Origin of the sequence: Magnetospirillum molischianum DSM 120, assembly GCF_000294655.1 — a bacterium.
Taxonomy (GTDB): domain Bacteria; phylum Pseudomonadota; class Alphaproteobacteria; order Rhodospirillales; family Magnetospirillaceae; genus Phaeospirillum; species Phaeospirillum molischianum.
Genome location: NZ_CAHP01000001.1, coordinates 144,964 through 166,114 on the forward strand (window position 1 = coordinate 144,964; position 21,151 = coordinate 166,114).

General features: G+C 61.1%; 17 protein-coding genes. 8 read left to right on the forward strand and 9 right to left on the reverse strand.

Annotated features, from left to right (window positions below; translation table 11 throughout):
• Nucleotide 1 precedes the first annotated feature (1 nt).
• The gene (ubiV, locus tag PHAMO_RS00650; RefSeq protein WP_002725367.1) at nucleotides 2-901 is read left to right on the forward strand and encodes a ubiquinone anaerobic biosynthesis protein UbiV; all 900 of its coding nucleotides are present in this window, start codon (nucleotides 2-4) and stop codon (nucleotides 899-901) included.
• A 158-nt stretch (nucleotides 902-1,059) separates the two neighbouring features.
• Here ubiV and PHAMO_RS00655 read toward each other — a convergent pair whose 3' ends face one another.
• The 4 genes from PHAMO_RS00655 to PHAMO_RS00670 form a co-directional block, all read right to left on the reverse strand.
• The gene (locus PHAMO_RS00655) at nucleotides 1,060-2,307 is read right to left on the reverse strand and encodes a dicarboxylate/amino acid:cation symporter (protein ID WP_002725369.1); all 1,248 of its coding nucleotides are present in this window, start codon (nucleotides 2,305-2,307) and stop codon (nucleotides 1,060-1,062) included.
• A gap of 361 nt (nucleotides 2,308-2,668) precedes the next feature.
• Nucleotides 2,669-3,082 (reverse strand): chorismate mutase, encoded by a 414-nt coding sequence (locus PHAMO_RS00660; protein WP_235720761.1) that lies wholly within the window; start codon nucleotides 3,080-3,082, stop codon nucleotides 2,669-2,671.
• A gap of 92 nt (nucleotides 3,083-3,174) precedes the next feature.
• Entirely contained in the window at nucleotides 3,175-3,474 is a 300-nt protein-coding gene (locus PHAMO_RS00665; RefSeq protein WP_002725373.1) for a chorismate mutase, read from the reverse strand.
• A gap of 14 nt (nucleotides 3,475-3,488) precedes the next feature.
• Nucleotides 3,489-4,856 (reverse strand): glutamate--cysteine ligase, encoded by a 1,368-nt coding sequence (locus tag PHAMO_RS00670; RefSeq protein ID WP_002725375.1) that lies wholly within the window; start codon nucleotides 4,854-4,856, stop codon nucleotides 3,489-3,491.
• 165 nt (nucleotides 4,857-5,021) lie between these two features.
• Between PHAMO_RS00670 and PHAMO_RS00675 the strand changes: the two genes are divergently transcribed.
• Together PHAMO_RS00675 and queC are read left to right on the forward strand one after the other, a co-directional pair.
• Entirely contained in the window at nucleotides 5,022-5,564 is a 543-nt protein-coding gene (locus PHAMO_RS00675; protein WP_002725376.1) for an aspartate 1-decarboxylase, read from the forward strand.
• 10 nt (nucleotides 5,565-5,574) lie between these two features.
• Complete coding sequence (gene queC / locus PHAMO_RS00680; protein ID WP_002725378.1) at nucleotides 5,575-6,264, forward strand: 7-cyano-7-deazaguanine synthase QueC; 690 nt, start codon at nucleotides 5,575-5,577, stop codon at nucleotides 6,262-6,264.
• Nucleotides 6,265-6,393: 129 nt separating this feature from the next.
• Here queC and htpG read toward each other — a convergent pair whose 3' ends face one another.
• The gene (gene htpG / locus PHAMO_RS00685; RefSeq protein ID WP_002725380.1) at nucleotides 6,394-8,268 is read right to left on the reverse strand and encodes a molecular chaperone HtpG; all 1,875 of its coding nucleotides are present in this window, start codon (nucleotides 8,266-8,268) and stop codon (nucleotides 6,394-6,396) included.
• Between the two features lie 210 nt (nucleotides 8,269-8,478).
• Between htpG and PHAMO_RS00690 the strand changes: the two genes are divergently transcribed.
• Nucleotides 8,479-8,859 (forward strand): HPF/RaiA family ribosome-associated protein, encoded by a 381-nt coding sequence (locus PHAMO_RS00690; protein WP_002725382.1) that lies wholly within the window; start codon nucleotides 8,479-8,481, stop codon nucleotides 8,857-8,859.
• A gap of 179 nt (nucleotides 8,860-9,038) precedes the next feature.
• Entirely contained in the window at nucleotides 9,039-9,896 is an 858-nt protein-coding gene (locus tag PHAMO_RS00695; RefSeq protein ID WP_002725384.1) for a LysR family transcriptional regulator, read from the forward strand.
• Here PHAMO_RS00695 and PHAMO_RS18220 read toward each other — a convergent pair.
• From PHAMO_RS18220 to PHAMO_RS00710, 3 genes are all read right to left on the reverse strand, one after another.
• The gene (locus PHAMO_RS18220) at nucleotides 9,871-11,628 is read right to left on the reverse strand and encodes an ATP-binding protein (RefSeq protein WP_002725386.1); all 1,758 of its coding nucleotides are present in this window, start codon (nucleotides 11,626-11,628) and stop codon (nucleotides 9,871-9,873) included. The genes PHAMO_RS00695 and PHAMO_RS18220 overlap by 26 nt on opposite strands.
• A 148-nt stretch (nucleotides 11,629-11,776) precedes the next feature.
• Nucleotides 11,777-11,944, reverse strand: a complete 168-nt coding sequence (gene rpmG / locus PHAMO_RS00705; RefSeq protein ID WP_002725389.1) for a 50S ribosomal protein L33 — start codon at nucleotides 11,942-11,944, stop codon at nucleotides 11,777-11,779.
• Between the two features lie 131 nt (nucleotides 11,945-12,075).
• Nucleotides 12,076-14,142, reverse strand: coding sequence for a methyl-accepting chemotaxis protein (locus PHAMO_RS00710; protein ID WP_002725391.1), 2,067 nt, complete (start codon nucleotides 14,140-14,142; stop codon nucleotides 12,076-12,078).
• 406 nt (nucleotides 14,143-14,548) lie between these two features.
• Between PHAMO_RS00710 and PHAMO_RS00715 the strand changes: the two genes are divergently transcribed.
• Both PHAMO_RS00715 and PHAMO_RS00720 read left to right on the forward strand, forming a co-directional pair.
• Nucleotides 14,549-15,973, forward strand: a complete 1,425-nt coding sequence (locus tag PHAMO_RS00715; RefSeq protein ID WP_002725393.1) for a tetratricopeptide repeat protein — start codon at nucleotides 14,549-14,551, stop codon at nucleotides 15,971-15,973.
• Between the two features lie 2 nt (nucleotides 15,974-15,975).
• A complete protein-coding gene (locus tag PHAMO_RS00720) occupies nucleotides 15,976-17,667 on the forward strand; it encodes a transferrin-binding protein-like solute binding protein (protein WP_002725394.1) in 1,692 nt (563 codons plus the stop codon).
• Nucleotides 17,668-17,674: 7 nt separating this feature from the next.
• On the opposite strand, the gene PHAMO_RS18225 is transcribed toward PHAMO_RS00720, so the two are convergent.
• On the reverse strand, nucleotides 17,675-20,314 hold the full coding sequence (locus tag PHAMO_RS18225; protein WP_051002336.1) for a hybrid sensor histidine kinase/response regulator: 2,640 nt from the start codon (nucleotides 20,312-20,314) through the stop codon (nucleotides 17,675-17,677).
• Between the two features lie 71 nt (nucleotides 20,315-20,385).
• Between PHAMO_RS18225 and PHAMO_RS00730 the strand changes: the two genes are divergently transcribed.
• The gene (locus tag PHAMO_RS00730; RefSeq protein ID WP_002725396.1) at nucleotides 20,386-21,147 is read left to right on the forward strand and encodes a substrate-binding periplasmic protein; all 762 of its coding nucleotides are present in this window, start codon (nucleotides 20,386-20,388) and stop codon (nucleotides 21,145-21,147) included.
• The last annotated feature ends 4 nt before the right edge of the window (nucleotides 21,148-21,151 follow it).

Consider the following 21,151-nt stretch of genomic DNA (forward strand, 5'->3'; position numbering starts at 1 on the left):
TATGACGGCAAAACTGACCATGGGGCCAGTCCTGTTCAACTGGAAGCCCGAAACCCTGCGCGATTTCTACTTTCGGATCGCTGACGAAGCACCAGTCGATACGGTGCATGTCGGCGAAGTCGTCTGTTCCAAGCGCACTCCCTTCTTTGAACCTTATATCGCCCCTGTTGTGGAGCGGCTTCAGGCCGCCGGTAAGGAAGTGGTTCTGTCGTCGCTGGCTCTGATCATGAGCGAGCGCGAGATGGCCGCCGCCCGTAGCCTCGCCAGCGATGCCGAGGTTCTGGTCGAGGCGAACGACATTTCGGTCGCGGCGATCACCGCCGGGCGTCCGTTCGTCGCCGGAGCTTTGCTCAACATCTATAACGAAGGCACCCTGGCGGCTCTCGAATCGATGGGTGCAATCCGCGTCTGTTTGCCCGCCGAATTGTCGGGCGACGCCATCGCCGCTTTGGCCTCTGCCGCCAAGTCCGAGATCGAGATCCAGGCGTTTGGGCGTCTGCCGCTGGCGATTTCCGCCCGTTGCTATGCCGCCCGCGCCCGTCAGTTGACGAAGGATGCCTGCCAGTACGTCTGTGCCGACGATCCCGACGGCATGGAGGTCGAGACCCTGGACGAAATCCCGTTCCTGGCGGTCAACGGGACTCAAACGATGTCGTCCCATTATATGGATCTGCTGCCCGATCTGGTCTCGTTGCGAGCTCGGGGCGTGTCGCGCTTCCGCTTGTGGCCGCAGAACGTCGATATGGTTGCGGTCTCTGGCTTGTTCCGCGCCGTGCTGGATGGGCGGATGGCGGTTGCCGAGGCCGAGGACCAACTGGCCGGTCTCTGTCCCGGCGTCCAGTTCGCGAACGGCTACGTTCACGGCCGTGCCGGTCACCTGTTTGTCGAGGACGACGAATAGGCTTCGTTACGGCCGATCATCGGACGAAAAGAAGGGGGGAGGCGGTTTCGTCTCCCCCTTTTTCGTGGACGCGTTCTTCGTGATGCCGGTGTGGTCCGGCCAAACAAAAACCGGGGAGGCGATTGCCTCCCCGGTTTGCGTTGGGGCGAAGTCCGATATTAGCCGAGTGTGGCCTTCATCTGCTTCATGTCCAGTTCCTTTTCCCACTTCGACACCACCACGGTGGCGACGCCGTTGCCAATGAAGTTGGTCAGGGCGCGGGCCTCGGACATGAAGCGGTCGATGCCGAGGATCAGGGCAAGACCGGCTACCGGCACCGAGGGAACCACCGCCAGGGTGGCGGCCAGGGTGATGAAGCCCGCTCCGGTGACGCCGGAAGCGCCCTTGGAGGTCAGGATGGCAACGCCCAGCAGGGTCAGCTCTTGTCCCAGCGTCAGCTCGATGTCGAGCGCCTGGGCGACGAATAGGGCGGCCATGGTCAGGTAGATATTGGTGCCGTCCAGATTGAACGAATAGCCCGAGGGAACGACCAGACCGACCACCGGCTTCGAGCAGCCCATCTTTTCCAGCTTGGCCATCAGTGGCACCAGCGCGGATTCCGAGGACGAGGTGCCGAGAACGGTCAGCAGCTCTTCCTTGATGTAGGCGATGAACTTGAAGATGCTGAACCCAGTCACCCGTGCGATCAATCCGAGCACGATCACTACGAACAGGAAGCAGGTCAGGTAGAAGCTGCCCATCAGCGCGGCCAGCGGCTTCAGGGCGGCGACGCCGTACTTGCCGATGGTGAAGGCCATCGCGCCGCCAGCGCCGATCGGAGCCAGCTTCATGATGCTGTTCATCATCGCGAAGAAGATGTGCGAGCATTCTTCGATGAAGCGATGAACGCCCTGGCCCGCCGAACCCATCTTGCTCATCGCATAGCCGAACAGAATCGCCACCAGCAGGACCTGAAGCAGATCGCCCCCGGCGGTGAAGGCGTCGAACATCGTCTTCGGGATGATGTGGAGAATGAAATCGACCGTGGTCTGCTCTTCGGCCAGCTTGGCGTATTTCGCCACTGCCTTGGCGTCGAGCTGGCTGGGGTCGGCGTGGAAGCCGTCGCCCGGACGAATGAGGTTCATCACCACCAGGCCGATGATCAGCGCCAGGGTAGAGACCACCTCGAAGTACAGAAGCGCCTTGCCGCCGACTCGGCCGACCTTCTTCATGTCGCCGGCACCAGCGATACCGAGAACCACCGTACAGAAGATCACCGGGCTGATCAGCATCTTGATAAGCGCGATGAAGCCGTCACCCAGCGGCTTCAAACTGACGCCTATCGACGGTTCAAAATAGCCAAGAGTACCGCCACATATAATAGCAACGAGAACCCAGAAATAAAGATAACTCATCATTCGTTTCATTCGAATGCCCTTCCTGCCCGATGGCATTTTGAACCCAACCGACGATGCAATACGGAATTGTCGTGTTCGCTGTCGATTGCGGTTTTCCGACATGATTCGGACATAATTCCCCTTATTTAACAAAGTAGTATTTTTGATGACTTTATTGATGATGAATTTTCTTTTTAAATCAAATGTTTAAAGGCTTAACAATAATTAATATAATTTTATTCCCAACCAAGAGGGTAGTTTTCGGGTAGGGAAAAAACTTATCCAAGATTGCGAAAAAAGAGAGGCCGGGCACTTCGGCCCGGCCTCTTACTGTAATAATCTGTCGTGGTGTTGGGGTGACGAACGCGCGGCTCCGGTCGAGCGGGGAGTGTCAGGGCGCGGTGTTGGTGCGGGCCCAGATTCCATCTTCGAAGGCGATATAAGACTCGATCATCGCCCGGTAAATCCGTTCGATCAGGGCCGGGTCGGCACCGCGTTCTTCTGCCAGGGCGCGGACCTTGGTGATGATGCGTTCGATGCGGGGCACATCGACGACCTCGCTTCGGGTCTGTTTGAACTTCGTCGCTTGGGCGACATAGGCCGCCCGTTCAGCCAGCAACGGCACGATCATCCGGTCGATCCGGTCGATATTGGTGCGTACTTCGTCGAGCGAGTCGCACGAAACGGCTGCGGGTGGGCTGTTGCTCTGCGGCTGTCCCTCGGCGCTTGATGCCGCTTCGGAAGAGATCAGGATGCCGCCGCCGATAATGGCGACAAGACCCCAGGAAAAAGCACGTCTCATCATCCGCTTCATTCGAAAGTCTTTCCCGCCTAGTCTGACGCTGTGAATGTGCCTGCGCACCGTCTTTTGATCCGTTCCCGCTTGAACAGGACCAGCTAGGGAGCGGAATGGGTGTGGGCCCAGATTCCATCCTCGAACGCGATATAAGATTCGATCAACGCCCGATAGATCCGTTCGATCAGCGCCGGATCGGTGTTTGCCTCCACGGCCAGGGCGCGGACTTTGACGATGATGTCTTCAATGCGGGGGACATCGACCACGGCACCGCGAGTCGGCTTGAACCCGGCGGCCTGGGAGACATAACCCGCCCGTTCGGCCAACAGCGGCACGATGATGCGGTCAAGGCGGTCGATGTTGGCGCGCACCTCGTCGAGCGAGCCGCAGGAAACGGTCATGAAGCTGTCCTTATTTAGTAGGCATATTCGGAAAAGAGAGGATCGACGCAGCCACCCCACCGATCGGTGAAGGCCTCAAGCATCTCCTCGGCGGCAGTACAGCCAGTTCGAGCGATGGTTTCAAGCGGCGCAAGATAAATACTTTCGTCCCGACCGGATTCTGTGCGGCGGTCGCGGCGGTGCAGCCCATCGGCGGCCAGTACCAGCATGTCGATGGCGATGTCGCGGGCCGTCCGTCCAGCAATCGGGGTGTCCAGGCCCTGGCGGGCGATGTCCACGCGCAGGGCCTCGCGATCCTGGGCGGTCCAGGTCTTGACCAATTCCCAAGCCCCGTCTAACGCGATGGAATCATACAGCAACCCGGTCCACAGCGCGGGCAGCGCCACCAGACGCCGCCACGGTCCGCCATCGGCACCGCGCATCTCCAGGAACTTCTTCAGCCGCACATCGGGGAAGGCGGTGGTGAGATGGTCGGCCCAATCGCCCTGGGTCGGCAACTCGCCCGGCAGCGCCGGGAGTCGGCCTTCCATGAAATCGCGGAAGCTTTGCCCGGCGGCATCGATGTAGCGGCCGTTGCGGTAGACAAAGTACATCGGTACGTCGAGCATCCAATCGACGTAGCGTTCGAATCCCATCCCTTCGTCGAAGGCGAACGGCAACCCGCCGGTGCGGGCCGGATCGGTGTCGGTCCAGACGTCGGCGCGGGCTGACAGCAATCCGCAGGGGCGGCCCTCGATAAAGGGCGAACTGGCGAACAGGGCGGTAGCAATCGGCTGTAGCGCCAATGACACGCGCAGCTTGCGCACCATGTCGGATTCGGAGGCGAAGTCGAGATTGACCTGCACGGTACAGGTCCGCAACATCATGTCGATCCCCTTGGACCCGACCCGAGGCATGTGGCGGCCCATGATGTCATAGCGGCCCTTTGGCATCCATGGGATGTCCTCGCGCCGCCATTTGGGCTGGAACCCGACGCCAAGGAAGCCGATCCCCAGCGGCTCGGCCACGGACTTGACCTGTTCCAGGTGGGCGGTGACCTCATCGGCGGTCTGGTGCAGGGTCTCCATCAGCCCGCCGGACAGTTCAAGTTGTCCGCCCGGCTCCAGCGTTACCGATGCGCCCTGCGAGTCGGTCAGGGCGATGACGTTGCCGTCCTCGGCGATCGGTTGCCAGCCCAGGGCGGTCAGACCGTTCAGCATTGTCTTGATGCCGCGCGGCCCCTCATAGGGAAGCGGCTTCAGATCTTCGAGGGTAAAGCCGAATTTTTCGTGTTCGGTTCCGATACGCCAAGCCTCTTTCGGCTTGCATCCGGCCTCCAAAGCCTCAACCAATTGGCGCGTTCCGGTGACCGGCTCCGCGCTGGGCACGGCTGGTGCGGACATAAGGCGGGCTCCTGCCAGGAAAAGATAGGGTTAGCAAACGACAGCCATGGCAGGGGCGTCAAGCGGCGAATCGATCCGCCCCCCGACCGCAATTAAGATGTTGCGGAACCGAGGGATGTGCGTTTACGTCTGCTGCTTGTCATTCCCCGTTATTTCCGGTGCCCCATGATGAAGGTCATCCGCGCGAAGCTGCACGGCATTCGCGTTACTAATGCCGATTTGAACTACCACGGTTCGATCACCCTGGACCCCGAACAGTGTGAGCAGGCCGGCCTTTATCCGATGGAATTCGTCGAAATCTGGAACAAGAATTCGGCCGCCCGCATCTCCACCTATGTCATTTTCGGCGAACCGGGGTCGCGCTGCTGCGTGCTGAACGGCGCGGCCGCCCGCACCTGTCAGAAGGGCGACGAACTGATCATCGCCGGAGCCGAGCTGATCGACAGCCCCGAACGGCTGTACGAAATCAAGCCGCGTATCCTCACCTTCCTGCCCGATAACCAGATCGATCAGGTGTTGGCCTACGACGTGTTCCAGAGCGAGCGGCGTCCCTATGATTTTCGGATCGTCGATGTCGGGCGGCAGACCGTCGAAAGCTGCCACACATGGCCCAACGTCGATATCGCCGGGGTGCGCACGGCACTGAAGGCCAAGGGCTGGCCCGAGAGCGAGATCGATGCCTTCCTTTCCCAGCACTTCACGTTGTAAGGAGGCCGCGATGAGCGACCGTCCCGCCATTGTCTTGCTCTCTGGTGGCCTCGATTCCTCCACGGTGCTGGCGATCGCCCGCGCCCAGGGGTTCCGTCCGGCCGCGCTGACCTTCCGCTACGGTCAGCGCCACGCCGTCGAGATCGACGCGGCCCGCCGTGTCGCCGCATCCCAGGGTGTCGCCGACCATCGTATCGCCGACATCGATCTGCGGGTGTTCGGCGGATCGGCCCTGACCGCCGATATCGACGTTCCCAAGGGACGCGACGAGGACGAGATGTCCGACGGCCAGATCCCGGTCACCTATGTTCCGGCGCGGAACACCATCATGTTGTCGTTCGCCCTGGCTTTCGCCGAAGTGATCGATGCCGCCGATATCTTTCTGGGTGTCAACGCCGTCGATTACTCCGGCTATCCCGATTGCCGCCCGGATTACATCCAGGCATTCGAGACGATGGCCAATCTCGCGACGCGGGCGGCGGTCGAGGGGCGGCGGTTGACCCTGCACACGCCGCTGATCGATCTGAGCAAGGCCGACATCATTCGCCAGGGTCTTGCCCTGGGGGTCGATTATTCGATCACCTCGACCTGCTACGACCCCGATCCTCAAGGCCGTGCTTGCGGTCAGTGCGATTCCTGCCGCCTTCGGCTGAAGGGCTTTGCCGACGCCGGTTTGTCCGATCCCGCACCCTATATGTAAAACAGGGGATACCGGCTTCCGCCCGTATCCCCTGTTCATTCGTCGTTCAATCCGAGTCCGGGGTGGAAGAGGTCTTCCGCCCCGGTTTCGGTTTTATGCTCCTCGCCGAAGCAATGTGCGACGGATCATCTAGGCTCCCAGACCCTTTTCCATCACCCCGACCAGACGGCGGGCAAAGGCGGCCGGGTCCGCCGGGGGCTCGCCCTCGACGATGCGCGCCTGATCGAACAGCAGGGCGGCAATGTCCTCGATCAGAGGTCCGGTGCCGCCGGTCTTGACCCGATGGGCCAGCCCCTTGATCAAGGCATGGCGAGGGTTGAGTTCGAGGATGCGGGGCCGTTCGGCTTCGACCTGCCGATGGGCGCGCAGCAGCTTTTCCAGATGCATGCTCATCTCGCCCTCGGCGGCGACGAGGCAGACGGCGGATTCGGTCAGGCGTTCCGAGGCACGGACGTCCTTCACCTTGTCGCCCAGTGCCAGCTTGACCGCTTCGATCAGGGTCGCGATCTCGTCGGTGGGGGCTTCATCGGCCTTGGGTTCATCGGAATTTTCGTCAGTCTTGACCTTCGACAGGTCGCCCCCGGCGGCCGCGACCGAACGGAATTGCTTGTCCTTATAATCGCCGACTGAAGAGACCCAGAACTCATCGATCGGATCGGTCAGCAACAGAACCTCGACGCCCTTGGCGGCAAAGCCTTCCAACTGCGGGCTTTTCTTGAGGGCGGCGAGGTCGTCGCCGGCGATGGTGTAGATCGCTTCCTGTCCCTCTTTCATCCGGCCCAGATACTCGGCCAGCGACACCCAGCCGTCCGAGGCGGTGGTGCGGAAGCGGCACAGGTCGAGGATATCCTCACGGCGCTCGAAATCCTCGTACAGACCTTCCTTCAGCACCGCGCCGAAGGTGTCCCAGAAGGTGAGGTAATCGCCGTCCTCGGCCTCGGCCTTGCGCTTCAGTTCGCCCAGGATGCGCTTGACCAGTCCGGTGCGGATCTTGGCCAGAATCGGGTTGTGCTGGAGCATCTCGCGGCTGACATTCAGCGGCAGATCCTGGCTATCGACGATGCCCCGTACAAAACGCAGATAAGGCGGCAGCAACTCTTCGCAATCGTCGGTGATGAACACCCGGCGGACATACAGCTTCACATGCTGCTTGCGATCGGGGTTGAAGATGTCGAACGGCTTGGTCGAGGGCAGGAACAGAAGGCCGGTATATTCGATCGCGCCTTCGGCTTTGTAATGCAGGGTTGCCCACGGCTCGTCGAAAGCGTGAGCGACGTGATGATAGAATTCCTTGTACTGCTCCGGGGTGATCTCGGATTTCGGCCGGGTCCAGAGGGCGCTGGCGGAATTGATCGCTTCTTCGTCCTTGTCGCCGTCCTTCAGCAGAACCGGGATGGCGATATGGTCGGAATAGCGCTTCACCACTGTCTTCAGTCGGAAGGCTTCGAGGAATTCGCGGCTGTCCTCGCGCAGATGCAGGGTGATGGCGGCACCCCGTTCGGCGTCCGGTGCGGGGGCGACGGTGAATTCACCCTTGCCGTCAGAGCTCCAGCACCAGCCCGCGTCTTCGCCCGCCTTGCGTGAGGCGACGGTAACCCGGTCGGCGACCATGAAGGCGGAATAGAAGCCGACGCCGAACTGACCAATCAGGCTGACGTCGTTGCGGGAATCGCCGGTCAGTCGGCTCAGGAATTCGGACGTGCCGGACTTCGCGATGGTGCCAAGATTGGCGACCAGTTCGTCGTGATCCATCCCCAGGCCGTTATCGGCAATGGTCAGGGTGCCCGCCTCGGCATCGGGGATCAGTCGGATGCGGAATCCGGTGCCGTCATCGGCCAGCAACTCAGGACGGGTCAGCGCGGCATAACGCAGCCGGTCGCAGGAATCCGAGGCGTTGGAGATCAGTTCGCGCAGAAAGATCTCTTTATTCGAATAAAGCGAGTGAACGACGATGTCGAGCAGCTTGCCGACTTCCGCCTGGAATTGCCGCTTTTCTTCGGCCATGGGGGAACGTCTCCGTAAAAGTGATAAAACTCGAGGCGACCTGATATGCGGCGAGCGGGCGAAGGTTGCAAGTGTGTCGATTCTCCGAAACAATGGTTCATCCCAAAAGGACGTCTCGGCGTTCCTTGCGGGGGCTCCCGCTCCCGCTCACGGGTGCCGCGAGCCAAGTGCGGTAGGACGGGTACGTTACCGATTACAATGGAGACGTTAATGCAGATTCCCCTCCAGATCACTTTCCACGGTATTGATCATTCCGACGCCGTTGAGACCCGTATCCGCGAGAAGATAACCAAGCTCCAGGTCATTTCCGATCGGATCACCTCGTGTCGGGTGGTGATCGAGGTCCATCATCGCAATACGTCGAACCTCCACCGCAAGGGCGAACCTTTCCATATTCGTGTCAGCCTTGCCGTGCCGGGCGCCGATCTGGTGGTGAAGCGCGATCCCAAGGACATCCACGAGAACGAGGACATCTTCGTCGCTCTGCGTGAAGCGTTCGACTCTATTGAACGCCAGTTGAAGGATTACGCGGCTCGCCAGCGTGGCGACGTCAAGACGCGCGCCAACTCAGGTGCCGCCGCCGAAGTCTGATCGATCAGACCGATGTTCCGCCCCCTTTCCGTCCCGGCGGGGAGGGGGGCGGAAATGGGGCATCCTATCCATCAAGATAATTGATGTGATCCGGTCGAGCGGTTGATGCTGCTCTCCGCTTCAGGTAGAACTCAGGCGATTTTGCAGCGCGGCACCCGTCAGCGCGCACCGGAACCGCCATGAATATCGAACTCGCCCGTACTTTTCTTGAAATCGTCGATACCGGCAACTTCAACAAGGCTGCCGAACGCCTGTCTGTGACTCAATCGACCGTCAGCATGCGGATCAAGGCGCTGGAGGACGAACTGGGACGGCCTTTGTTCGTCCGTTCGAAATCAGGAACTCAGCTTACCGCCGCCGGAATGCACTTCCGCCGCTATGCCACCACGATGGTCCGGGTGTGGGAGCAGGCTCGGCAGGAACTGGCGTTGCCGCCCGGTTTCCGCACCGTGCTGACGGTGGGTGGTGAAGTGTCGCTGTGGGATCGGCTGTTGGTGCAGTGGATTCCCTGGATGCGGACCGCGATGCCCGATGTCGCGCTCAGAGTCGAGGTCGGTCTGTCCGATGGTCTGATGCGCAAGCTGATCGAGGGATTGCTGGATGTTTGCGTGATGTACTCGCCGACCAGCCGTCCCGGTCTTCACATCGAAAAGCTGGTCGATGAGCGGCTGGTCCTGGTTTCGACTCGTCGCCGCACTGCCCAGGAATGGGACGACGATTATGTTCTGGTCGATTGGGGGCCGGATTTCCGTGCCGCCCACAGCCAGGCATTTCCCGACCTCAAGACTCCCGCCGTGTCGGTGGGGTTGGGGGCCATGGGGTTGCAGCACATCCTTGCCCATGGCGGCACCGGCTATTTTCCGATGCGGGTGGCCCGGCCGCATCTGGCCGCCGGACGATTGTTCGAGGTAAGCGGCGTTCCAGAATTCCGCCGCCCGGCCTATCTGGTCTGCGCCGAGGATGAAACCCGCGAGGATTGGTTTTCGACCGCGCTGGACGGGTTGCGTTACGTCACGTCGCTCGAACAGGAAGATTAGGTTCGGTTGTATCGACCGGTTGTTCCGCGAGCCTGACCCGTTTTGACGGCAGGCGAATGACGGCTTGGGTGCCGTGACCCGGTTCGCTGTGCAGCGTCAGGGTTCCGTCATGCAGTTCGACGATGCCGATCGAGAGCGGCAGGCCGAGGCCGGTGCCCTCGTTCGAGCGTTCCGCGTTGGTGGCGGTGTGGTGTTCAACCCGGCCATACGGGGCCAGGGCGAGGCGCAGATCTTCGGGGCTGATCCCCTCGCCGTCATCGGCAATCGTCAGGAGACAGTCTCCCGTTGGCTCGATTTCGGCGCTGATTTCAACCCGCCCTCCCTGACGGCCATATTTGACCGCGTTGACGGACAGGTTGAGTACGGCTTGCAGCAGGCGGCGGCGGTCGCCATGCAGAGTTAAGTCGGGTGGATCGATCCGGGTCGTTACGGTGATGTTGCGCAATTGTGCGGATTGCGAGATCAGCCGTATCGTTTCTTCGATAATGTCGCTGGCGGCGAAGGTGCTTTCATCGAGCCGCAGGCTGCCCGCGTCAATCGCCGCGCTATCGAGCAGATCGTTAACCAGGGCCAGCAGATGCTGGCCCGAACGATGAATGTCGCGCAGATAGTCAGCCTGTTCCGTTGGGATCGGGCCGCGGATACCCATCAGCAGGGCTTCGGAAAAGCCGAGGATTGCGTTCAGCGGGGAGCGCAGTTCATGCGACACGCCGGCCAGGAACTGCTCGCGCCGATTCAGCAGGAGCTTCAGGGCGCGGGTGCGGTCGTGGACCCGGTTTTCCAGGGTTAAGGCTTCTGCCTGGAGCGAGGTTAGCAGACGCAGAATCAGGCAGGTGCCGACAGCGATCGCCAGCGAGACCAGGACAGATCCCGCCAGCACCAGCCGGACCCGGCGCCACCACGGTTCCAGCGCCGCGTCGCGAGCCAGCGAGACCACGACACCGATATTAAATGGCTCGATCCGTTTATAGGCACCCAGTCGCCAGATTCCGTCGAAGGGGGAGGGGCCTTCGAAATGGCCATCTCTTTCCCCGCGCCAGTTTACAGTATTGAAGAGAGGGGCTCCGGTTAGGGTTTGGACCCGCTCTTCGTCCGAGGGGGACGGGGAGCGGGCCAGAACGGTGCCGTCATCGCGCAACAGAGTGATCGCGCCGCCGACGCTATGGCGGATCGTGTCGTAATGACGTTCCAGGGCGGGGATATCGACCCCGGCCATCAGAAGAGAGATCGAACTTACGGACCCGTCGATGCCGTGGACCAGCGGTAACAGCCAGCGGTTGGAGAGTCGGCTTTTGACCGGGGGCGATGCGACCATCCTGCCGACTTGCGCTTCCGCAACAAAGGGGCGGTCGCCGACATAGACAGGAGGCTGTGAGGGTGCACCATTGATGACGTGCAGCATATGTTGCTTATCGACCGTCGCGAGGCCGGTTAGCGAGGCGTCTTGACGCAGCAGACTGGTGAGTCGGGCGATAAGAGCGAGATCGTTTGGAGTGGGCTGGGGGTCAATCGCGATCGGCTTGACCGATTCAAGAAACAGATCGGACAGCGAGAGCAGGCGGTGGGCATGTTCGGCCACACTAATGCTCATCCGCCCCAGTTCGTTGCGCGCTTCTTGTAACGTCGCGACCCGATCGTTCCACAGCCAGAGAGCGCCGCCGACCCAGATCAGGGCTGCAATGGCGATGGCGGTGGTTGTAACCGCGTGCCGAGACGACCGATACGCACGCACAAACAAACGCCCCAAGGAAATTAACGGAGTCTGAAGGATACCCCCCTGGCCCGAGTGGCTTCAACTGGTCTGGAAGCAGAGCGGGCATACAAACAGCAAAAAGGGCGCTAACGCAGCGCCCTTCTGGAATCGTCCGTTTCGAAAGCCACTACTTAATCTTGGCTTCCTTGAACTGGACATGCTTGCGCACGACCGGGTCGTACTTGCGGAATTCAAGCTTCTCGGTCGTCTTACGCGGGTTCTTCTTCGCCACATAGAAGAAGCCCGTCCCGGCGGTGCTCAACAGCTTGATGAGGATGGTGGCAGGCTTAGCCATGGCGATAATCCCGAACGAAGTTACCGATTTGGACGTCAGGGGGCGCACAATACTGATGATCGGCGGAGAGTCAAGGATAAACCGCTTTGACCGGGCCGTTGGCCCCCGGCGGTGCCGGGGGCGGCGCGGATTTAGCCCTTTTTGACCTCGGTGACGAACTCGCCGACATTGTGGCGCAAACGGGCGCTTTCCCCGTTCAGTCGATCGGCCAGGGCCGTCAGTTCGCTTGCGGCGTTGACGGTGGCCCGTTCGGCTTCCAACACCCGTGCGATCGAGTTCGATACTTCCGAGGTGCCCTGGGCCGCCTGCTGGACGTTGCGGGCGATTTCCTGGGTTGCGGCTCCCTGTTCCTCGACCGCCGAAGCGATGCCGATCGTATATTGGTTGACGGTGGCGATGGTATTGCTGATGCCGATGATGGCGTTGACCGCCCGGTCGGTTTCGGCCTGAATCTCGGCGACCTGGGCCTGGATGTCGTCGGTGGCTCGCGCGGTCTGATTGGCCAGTGTCTTGACCTCTCCGGCGACGACGGCAAAACCCTTGCCCGCCTCGCCCGCGCGGGCGGCCTCGATTGTCGCGTTCAGCGCCAGCAGGTTGGTCTGTGACGCGATGTCGGTAATCAGGCTTACAACGTCGCCGATCCGCCGTGCCGCGTCGGCCAGGCCGCGGACTGTGGCGCTGGTGCTTTCTGCCTCTTGAACGGCGCTGTTCATCGCCGCCGCCGTTTCGGTCACCCGGCGCGAGATTTCCTGAATGCTGTTCGAGAGTTCCTCGGCGGCGGCGGCAACGGTCTGGACGTTGCTGCTGGCATTGTCGGCGGCGGTGGCGACGACGCTTGATTGCTCGGTGGTGGTGGCCGAGGTCGCCGACAGCGTTTCGGTCGCGGTGCGCAGGCCATTGATGGCGTTCGAGACCCCGCCGACCACCGTGTCGATCGATTCGACAAAGCCGGAGGTAACCGTCTCGACCCGCTGGCGGCGCTCGTCACGGGTGCGGGCGGCGGCGGCTTCCTGCTGGGCGAGTTTGTCCGTCTCGCGGGCCTTGTCACGGAGAATCTCGATAGCCTTTGCCATCCGTCCGGTCTCGTCGTTGCGGTCGGCATAGGGAACGACAAAATCGCGCGAACCCGAGGCGAATTCGTCGATAACGCTGGTCAGGCGAGCCAGTGGGACGATGACGCGGCGATTGATGCCAAGCACAGCTATCGTCAGGGTCACTGCCGCTGCGCTGAGGAGCAGACCGACGAAGAACAGGTTGCGTCCGGCGTGGGCATGATTCTCTGTTGCGGTGCGTGCGGCTTCCTCAATGGCGGCATCGCGCATCAGCATGATCGATTGCAGCATCGGGGAGCTGAGTCGTCGCCACTCGGCCTGATCCAGGTCATAGGCGCCATCGCTCATCGCAGCCTTCGCCACGCGGTCGCGCAGCGGCTTGAACTGGGCAAAGAATCCAGCATCGACCTTTTCTACGCCCCCGCGCAGGATGGCGGGGCTTTCGGGGGAACCGGCCTGCTCACTTATATGTTCCCACAATTGGCGCATACGGCCCTGGGTTGTATCGACCTCTTGCATGGTCTCGGGCGAGAACGGTTTGCCTGAGGTGATGGCGACGGTATATATCGTCGAGAGACGCCCGGCCTGATCGCGGAGGTTCCAGGTGGCCGTCGCCAGCGCGGCCGGATAGGCAACCTCGGCATCCAGGACGCTTAATCTGCGTTCGATTCTGGCATTACTCCGGCCGACCGTGTGCAGCATGGTGTACATCGCCTCAAGGTAGTCCTTGCGGAAGGCGTCGGTTTTTTCATGGTCGCCTCCCATGAGGGCGTCGGCCTTGCTCCGCCAGACGTTCACCTCGGCCCGGATCTTCATCAGTTTGTCGATGGCATCGTGAAATTCGGGTGCCGAGGAGTCTTTGGAAATCCGTGTGATGCGCTCGAACGCCGCATCGACTCTGGCACGGGTTTCAGTCAGAACCTTGCGAGAGGCCGCATCGCCGTCCAGTGCAACATTGGTCGCGCCACGTTCGGGTGCCAAGGCTTCAGAAACCTGGGTTGCCGCCCCCAGCAGGTCAACCAGATCTCCCGCTTCTCTAGATGCGTGAAAATCATGCCAATTTTCAGCAAGTAAAAGTATTGCGGTAATGACCAGAAAGGCGCTGACAGCGGCCAGACAGGTCGATACAAAACTTTTGATTGACATCCCATCCCCCCCAAGACCGTATCATCCATACCAGCGGGAGATCTCTATCTTAAGAAGATCTCTCCTATACATCGGGTATGGTATCGCTCTATGCCCAGACCCGAAAATGCGCATAAAGATAATGCCTCATCGGGTATGGATAAGGATGTGGTGTCCGTCTCACTCTAAAGGGTGGTCGTTGCTATCCCGGACGAGGCCGATTTCCCGCAACGCATGCTGTTTTGCTTTTCCAACGATACGGATGCGGTTATAGATCCTAAGCGTTATCAAAATAGACCATTGTCGTGTCTAGACTAAGGGCATGTTCTGGCGCGCGGAGAAGCGGAGCAGGGGGCGGTCCGCTTTGATTTACGCGGTGGCTGGCGAATCGTTCTTTCGGTGCCCATCACGGACGGGGAGAGTCAAGGTGAGAGCACGTAGTGTGATGTTGGCCGTGCCGGTGGCCGTGATGGCCCTGGTATCATCTTCCGCATGGGCGCAGCCTGCCAGTTCTGAACGCGCTTTGGACGACCAGCGCCGCCTGTCCGAGGGCGTGCGCGAAACCGATGCAGCGTCACGTGCCGCGATGGAGCGGGGATTGACCGGTGGTCCCGAAGTCACCTGGGAACAGGTCCGGCGCAATCCCGACGATCCCGGACTGAATGCCGCTTGGGCGCGAACCCAGATCATGCGTGGCGATCTTCTGGGGGCGTCGGCGACGCTGGAACGAATTCTGATGCGTTACCCCGCCGCAACCGAAGCGCGGCTGGTGCACGGTCTGGTGCTGTTCCGTCTCGACGATACCACGACAGCCAAAAGCGAGTTGGAGTCGATCGATCCCGCCCAGTTGACCCCGGCCCAGCGGGCCGAGCGCGATCAGGTGTTGGCTCAGATCGAGCAGCGGACCAAGCGGTTGCGTCAGGCCGTTACGATCGCCCTGGGCAGCCATTTCGATTCCAACCGCAATTCCTCGCCCAGTTCAGGGGAAATCCTGATCAACAATCTGCCTTTTACCCTGGAGGGCAGCGCCGAGAAGCGGGCGGATTGGGGACGGGTCGGAGTGGCGTCCTATGAATTCGACTACGACCTCGGCACCGATCCGCGTCTGTCGCTGTTTGGCGCGCTGAATTTGCTGGGCGACCGTCAATCGACTCTCAAGACCTATGATACCGTTGCCGGTGGGGCGACAACCGGGGTGCGTTATGTCGATGGGCCGATCGGAGCCCAGTTCGGCGCGTTCTGGAACAGCATGGCGATGAACGACGATTACTATCTCAGCGATTACGGACTCGACGGACGGTTCACCTATCGGCTGGCCCCGGCCTGGGAGGCATTCACCACCCTGCGGCTCGATCGTCAGGTTTTCCATAATATCTCGTCCGATCAGGTCGCTACCGACAGCAGCGGCGTTGTCCTGACGTCCTGGTTTGGTGGCGTTTGGCATCCCGACGAGGCGCACAACGTGTCGTTGTCGGCGGGCTTCGCACGCCGGAATGCCGCCGCCGGTTATATGTCGAACGACCGCTGGGCCGGCCGGTTGGGCGACACATGGTTGCTGGGCAAAGGGCAATTCATCTCGGCTGTCGCCGAATTGGGGGTCGCGCTCTATGATAAGAGCAATCCGACCTTCAGTTCCCAGATCCGGCGCGACAGTGACGGGCGTTTCGACCTGACCTATGGTGTTCCGGTGGGAACGGTCGCCGAAACGGTTGGGCTTGATGCGCCGGATCAGTTGCGCGAAGTGATTCTGTCGGTCACCGGCGAGTATTACCGTTCGTTGTCGAACCTGCCCAACTATACTTATGCCAATCTCCGGACCCAGGCGCTGGTGTCCAGACGGTGGGAGTTCTGACCATGCGCCAAGCCTCTTACGGTGTCTCGGCGGCGCTGGCTTCGGCGCTGGCCCTGTCCGGCCCGGCCCTGGCTGCCGATGGTATTCCTGTCGGCACGGCGGGCGGGCTGCATGGGTCGGTGCAACTTGCCGCCGCAGGTTTCGATGCCGAGCGTCGGCCGGTTGGGCGCCAGATCGGCAGCGGCGATCCGATCTATCAGGGTGACCTGATTGTCACTGGTCCCGGCGGCGGGCTCCAGGTGATGTTGCTCGATCAGACCATCGTTACATTGGGCGAGAATGCCCGGATGACGATTGACGACATCGCCTTTAACCCGGCCAACGGAGATGGAAAGATCGAGTTCGGTGTCGAGCAGGGCACATTCCGCTTCATCAGCGGTCAGGTCGCCCAGGCTCGGCCGGATAACGTCAACATCCGGGTGCCGATGGGGAACATTGGGATTCGCGGCACCATCGTCGGCGGTGTCGTCAGCCCGACGGAGACCTTGGTCGCCCTGTTGGGGCCGGGTGGCGAGACCGACAGCTCGGCTCGCCATGGGGCCATCGTCGTGACCACCCCCGGCGGATCGGTCGATATCTCCCGAACCGGCTTCGCCAGCCAGATGTTTTTCGGCCAGCCGCCGCTTCCACCGGCTCCGTTGACGCCAGCTCAATTGCAGTCATTGAATCGAGCGGCCGCCGCGCCGCCGCAATCGTCCAGCCCGCCGCCTGCTGCGGGAGCGGGGGTTTCTGCTTCAGCGGTGAGCGGGGAGTCGGGTGCGGTTGGGGGGCGATTTGTCAACGTCGTTACCACTGGCACAACGTTCCAGGGCGCGGCCGACAAGCGCAACGAGGCCAGCAACGGTGCATTCGTCACCATCTCGTTGGCTTATGTTCCGACTCTGGCCGATTCGATCGGAACGGCGTTGACGGTCAGACCCGACATCAACATTCGGGGGCTTGAAGAAACCTGCGATATGACGTGCCAGAGTCCCAGCGCCCAGCATGACTATGCTGAGATCGAATATGATGGTTTCAATAAGTCCCTCACATATACCAAGGCTGGTGTCACCCTCAGAAGTGTTGGATCGAGTCCTGTGCGGCTTAATACCCTGACCCAGGATGCACTCACTAAAATCGATGTCTATTCCGGTAGTGGTGGAACCGTTTTTTACGATTATCATCACGTTGATGGATTGCTCTATTCGACCTATGGGTATTTCGTCGAAACGTGGAGCAACGATGAGACGCGCCACCTTGTCGCGCTTGGAACGGGTATCCCCACGCCCCGAGCACAGATGCCGAATTCGGGATCGGCGACTTATTCCGGTGGTACTGTCGGCTATCTCACCATCGGACATGGCCAAGAATCGTCGGCGACGTTTACCGGGACCGCCACACTGACCGCCAATTTCTCCGCCGGTTCGATCGGAGGGAGCCTCCGCAGCCTCTCGACGACGATGCCGGACGTCACGATGGGCAATATCGCTCTGAGCAACGGTGTCATCGGCGGCAACATGTTCGGCAACGGTGTTGCGACCGGGACGGTTACCCATATGCAATCCCCGACCGATATTCACGGTAGTTTCAGTGGTGGCTTCAACGGTCCCAGCGCCAAGGAAATCGCGGGAACCTATCAGATGAACAACTCCACCGCGCCGAACTTTTCCGATGTCCCGATGAGCGTCGTGGGATCGTTTGGGGCGAAGAAATAGGGCGCGCTTATCTCGCCTCCGATCCGCCACCGCCCCAGCGCGCCAGGGTGGCGGCCAGGATCGGCCGGCGGATTGGCTTGGACAGGTAATCGTCCATACCGGCGGCCAGACAGCGGTCGCGGTCGCCTTCCATGGCGTTGGCGGTCATCGCGATCACCGGCACCCGTGCTTGCGGGCCGTCGAGCGATCGAATCAGCTGGGTGGCCCGATACCCATCCATGTCGGGCAATTGCACGTCCATCAGGACCAGATCGAAAGTGTTGCGCACCACCATCGCAACGCCTTCGACGGCGTTCGAGGCGATTTCGACGTCGTGCCCCAGAGACGAGAGGAACCCCCGCGCGACCTCTTGATTGATCCGGTTGTCTTCGACCAGCAAGATATGCAGCGACGGGCCGGTCGCGGGGCGTTCCGATGCCGACGGTTGGGGTTCTTCGGGGGCGGAGGTCGCTGTCAGGTCGCGGGCCAGACGCAGGGCGTGGATCGGCTTGGTCGTTACCACCACATTTTCCAATGTTTCCGCAATCGCTCGGGCCGATGCGTCATTGACCGTCAGTACGCAGCGCGTGGCGGCGAAGAACGGTTCGGCTTTCAGCATCACCAAAAGATCGGTCCCGGTGACGAACGGCATGTCGTGATCGACAACCAATGCGTCGAACGGGGTTCCGCCACTTTGGGCGGCCCGCGCTGTTGCCAATGCCTCGGGAGCCGAGGCTGCCTGTATGACGTCCGCGCCCAGCGCTGTTAGGTCGGCGGTCAGGAGGGTGGCGGCCTGAATTCCGTTTTCGACGAGCAGCAGCGACAGGCCAGCCAAAGGCCGTTCGAGCGGGCGGGGGGGAGACGAGCGAACGAGGGGAAGGCGGATGAGGAAGGTGCTGCCCTGGCCTTCGGCGCTGGAGAAGTTGATCTTGCCGCCCATCACTTTCGCCAGCTTGAGCGAGATCGCCAGTCCTAAGCCAGTGCCGCCGAACCGGCGCGAGGTCGAGGAATCCGCCTGAATGAATTTGTCGAACAGCCGTTCCTGCGCCGCCGCCGGAATGCCGATGCCGGTATCTTCGATCGTAATCGTCAAAAATCCATCGACATAATCGGCACTCAACCGAACCGTGCCGAATTCCGTGAATTTGACGGCATTGCCGAGTAGGTTCAGCATGATCTGGCGGATACGAACCTCGTCACCGATAAAGGTGGCGTCGGCCTCGGGCGCGATCGAGAACAGCAGATCGACGGATTTTCCTTTCAAGCGCGGGCTGACGATATCGATGCCGCCTTCAATCAAGGTGCGCAGGCAAAACGGCTGTTCGTCGATGTCGAAATGGCCGGCTTCGATTTTCGAATAATCCAGGATATCGTTGATGATGGTCAGCAGCGATTCCGCCGAGGCGTGGATGGTGTCGGCCATCCTCCGCTGATCCTCGGTCAGTGGCGTGTCGAGCAGAAGGTCGGTCATCCCGACGATACCGTTCATCGGGGTGCGGATTTCGTGGCTCATTGTCGCCAGGAATTCCGATTTGATCCGGGTCGCCGATTCCGCCTCTTCCTTGGCGGCGATCAGGGCGTCGCGGGTGCGGCGCAGATCGGTGACATCGTTGATGCCGAGGAGCAGCGCCTCGTCCCCGCCGATCTCCAGCGTGCGGCCCGACACCATTCCCCAGAAGGTTGAGCCGTCGTGGCGGCGGAACAGAATCTCGCGGTCGGTTGAATGGTCCAGCGCGGCGGCCTCGACTTCGGTCCAGGAAGCGGCGTCGAGAAAGGCGGTGGCAGGGATGCCTTGGGGATCGGTGCCGTCGCCCAGTACCGCATCGCGCATCAGGGGGTTGGCATAGATCACCGTTCCATTCGCCCGCGACAACAAAACGATCATGACCGGCATCGATTCAATGATCAGGCGCAGGTGCTGCTCGCCTTCGCGGACGATCTGTTCGGCGGCTTTTTCCTCCTGGAGGCGGAGGAGTTTGCGGGCATGGCAACGGAACACGTCAAGCGAGCGGGCGATATCGCCGATCTCGTCCTTGCGGTACAGGGCTGGGATCTCGGCGACGTCCTCGCCCCGCGCCAGTCGCAGCATCACCGAACTGATGTTGCAGATCGGGTAGGTCAGACTGCGGAAGGTAATGATGATGAAGCTGGCCAGGAACAGAAACGCGCCGATCAGCGCCGACGCTCCTTCCATCGTCGCCTGACGAACGGCGGAATCGAGTGCGTCACGCGAGTAATAGATCCTCAGGCGCCCGACTTTTACCGGCCCTTCGTTGGACGAGTGAATCACCGGCAGGTCGATCAGAAGGGAGGAATCAATCGGACGGTCGTTCCCGATGAAACCGATCTGAACCCCTTCGACATCGTTGACGAAGACGGCGACGATCTCGGGGTCCGAGCGCAGCGCGTCGAGTTGGGTCGTTACCAGCTCGTAATCGTAATCGTAGATCGGTCGTGACAGCGACCGTGCGGTGAAAAGAGCGGTTCGGTTCATCTCGGTCGCCAGGGCTGACAATCCGGCTTCCCGCATCTCCCACAGCCCGATCAGGCCGATGATTGTGATGGCCAGGAACGACCCGCCAAGGACGGCAAGCAACGCTGTGCTTCCCAAAGGAAGAAGGCGCATTTCGGCTTTGTCTGGCGGATCGGGAGACGGTGATGTCGTCATATGTCACGCCTGGCGAATATCGCGGTTTATTTAGGATAGAATGCCACCGTCTCGGACCCGGAGGAACCGCCATGAAGGGTTTGTTGCTCGCCGTCCTGATCCTGGTGACTTTACCGTTCCAGGCCGCGGCCGTTTCTCCGACGGTCGTGTTGGCTGCCGATCCCTGGTGCCCTCACATCTGCCCGGCGGATTTGTCCCATCCCGGCTATATGGTCGAGGTCGCCCGTCGGGCCTTTGCCGTGTCGGGCGTCACCGTGATCTATCGCGCGATGTCCTGGAGCCGGGCGATAGCCGATGCCCGTGAAGGCCGCATCGACGGGGTTATGGGGACTTTGGCCAGCCGGGCCGAGGCGTTGGACCTGCCACAGGAGGGATTTGGCCGTAATTTCTATGCGTTTGCGGTGCGTGCCGACGAGTCCTGGACGTTTACCGATCTCGCCTCGTTGGAGGAGCGGACCATCGGCGTGGTTCAGGGCTATAGCTATTCGCCCGCGCTCGATCCTTGGTTGGCCGAACATAGAGACCAGATTCAGGCGCTGGGGGGGCAGGCCGCGCTGGAACGCAACCTGCGCAAGCTGTTGGCGGGGCGCATCGATACGCTGATCGAGGATGAAGCGGTCTTGAAATATCGGCTGAAGAGCTTGCCCGAGGCCCGCTATATCCGGTTGGCCGGTCGGATCGAGAGCGGTGCTTTGTACATTGCCTTTTCCCGCCGCGACGGGCGGGGTACCGATCTTGCCCGCATGTTCGATTCCGGCGTCCGATCTCTGCGTGCGTCCGGCGAGTTGGACCTGATTCTGGCTCGGTATGGGATTCGAGATCAGCCGCGCTGACGCG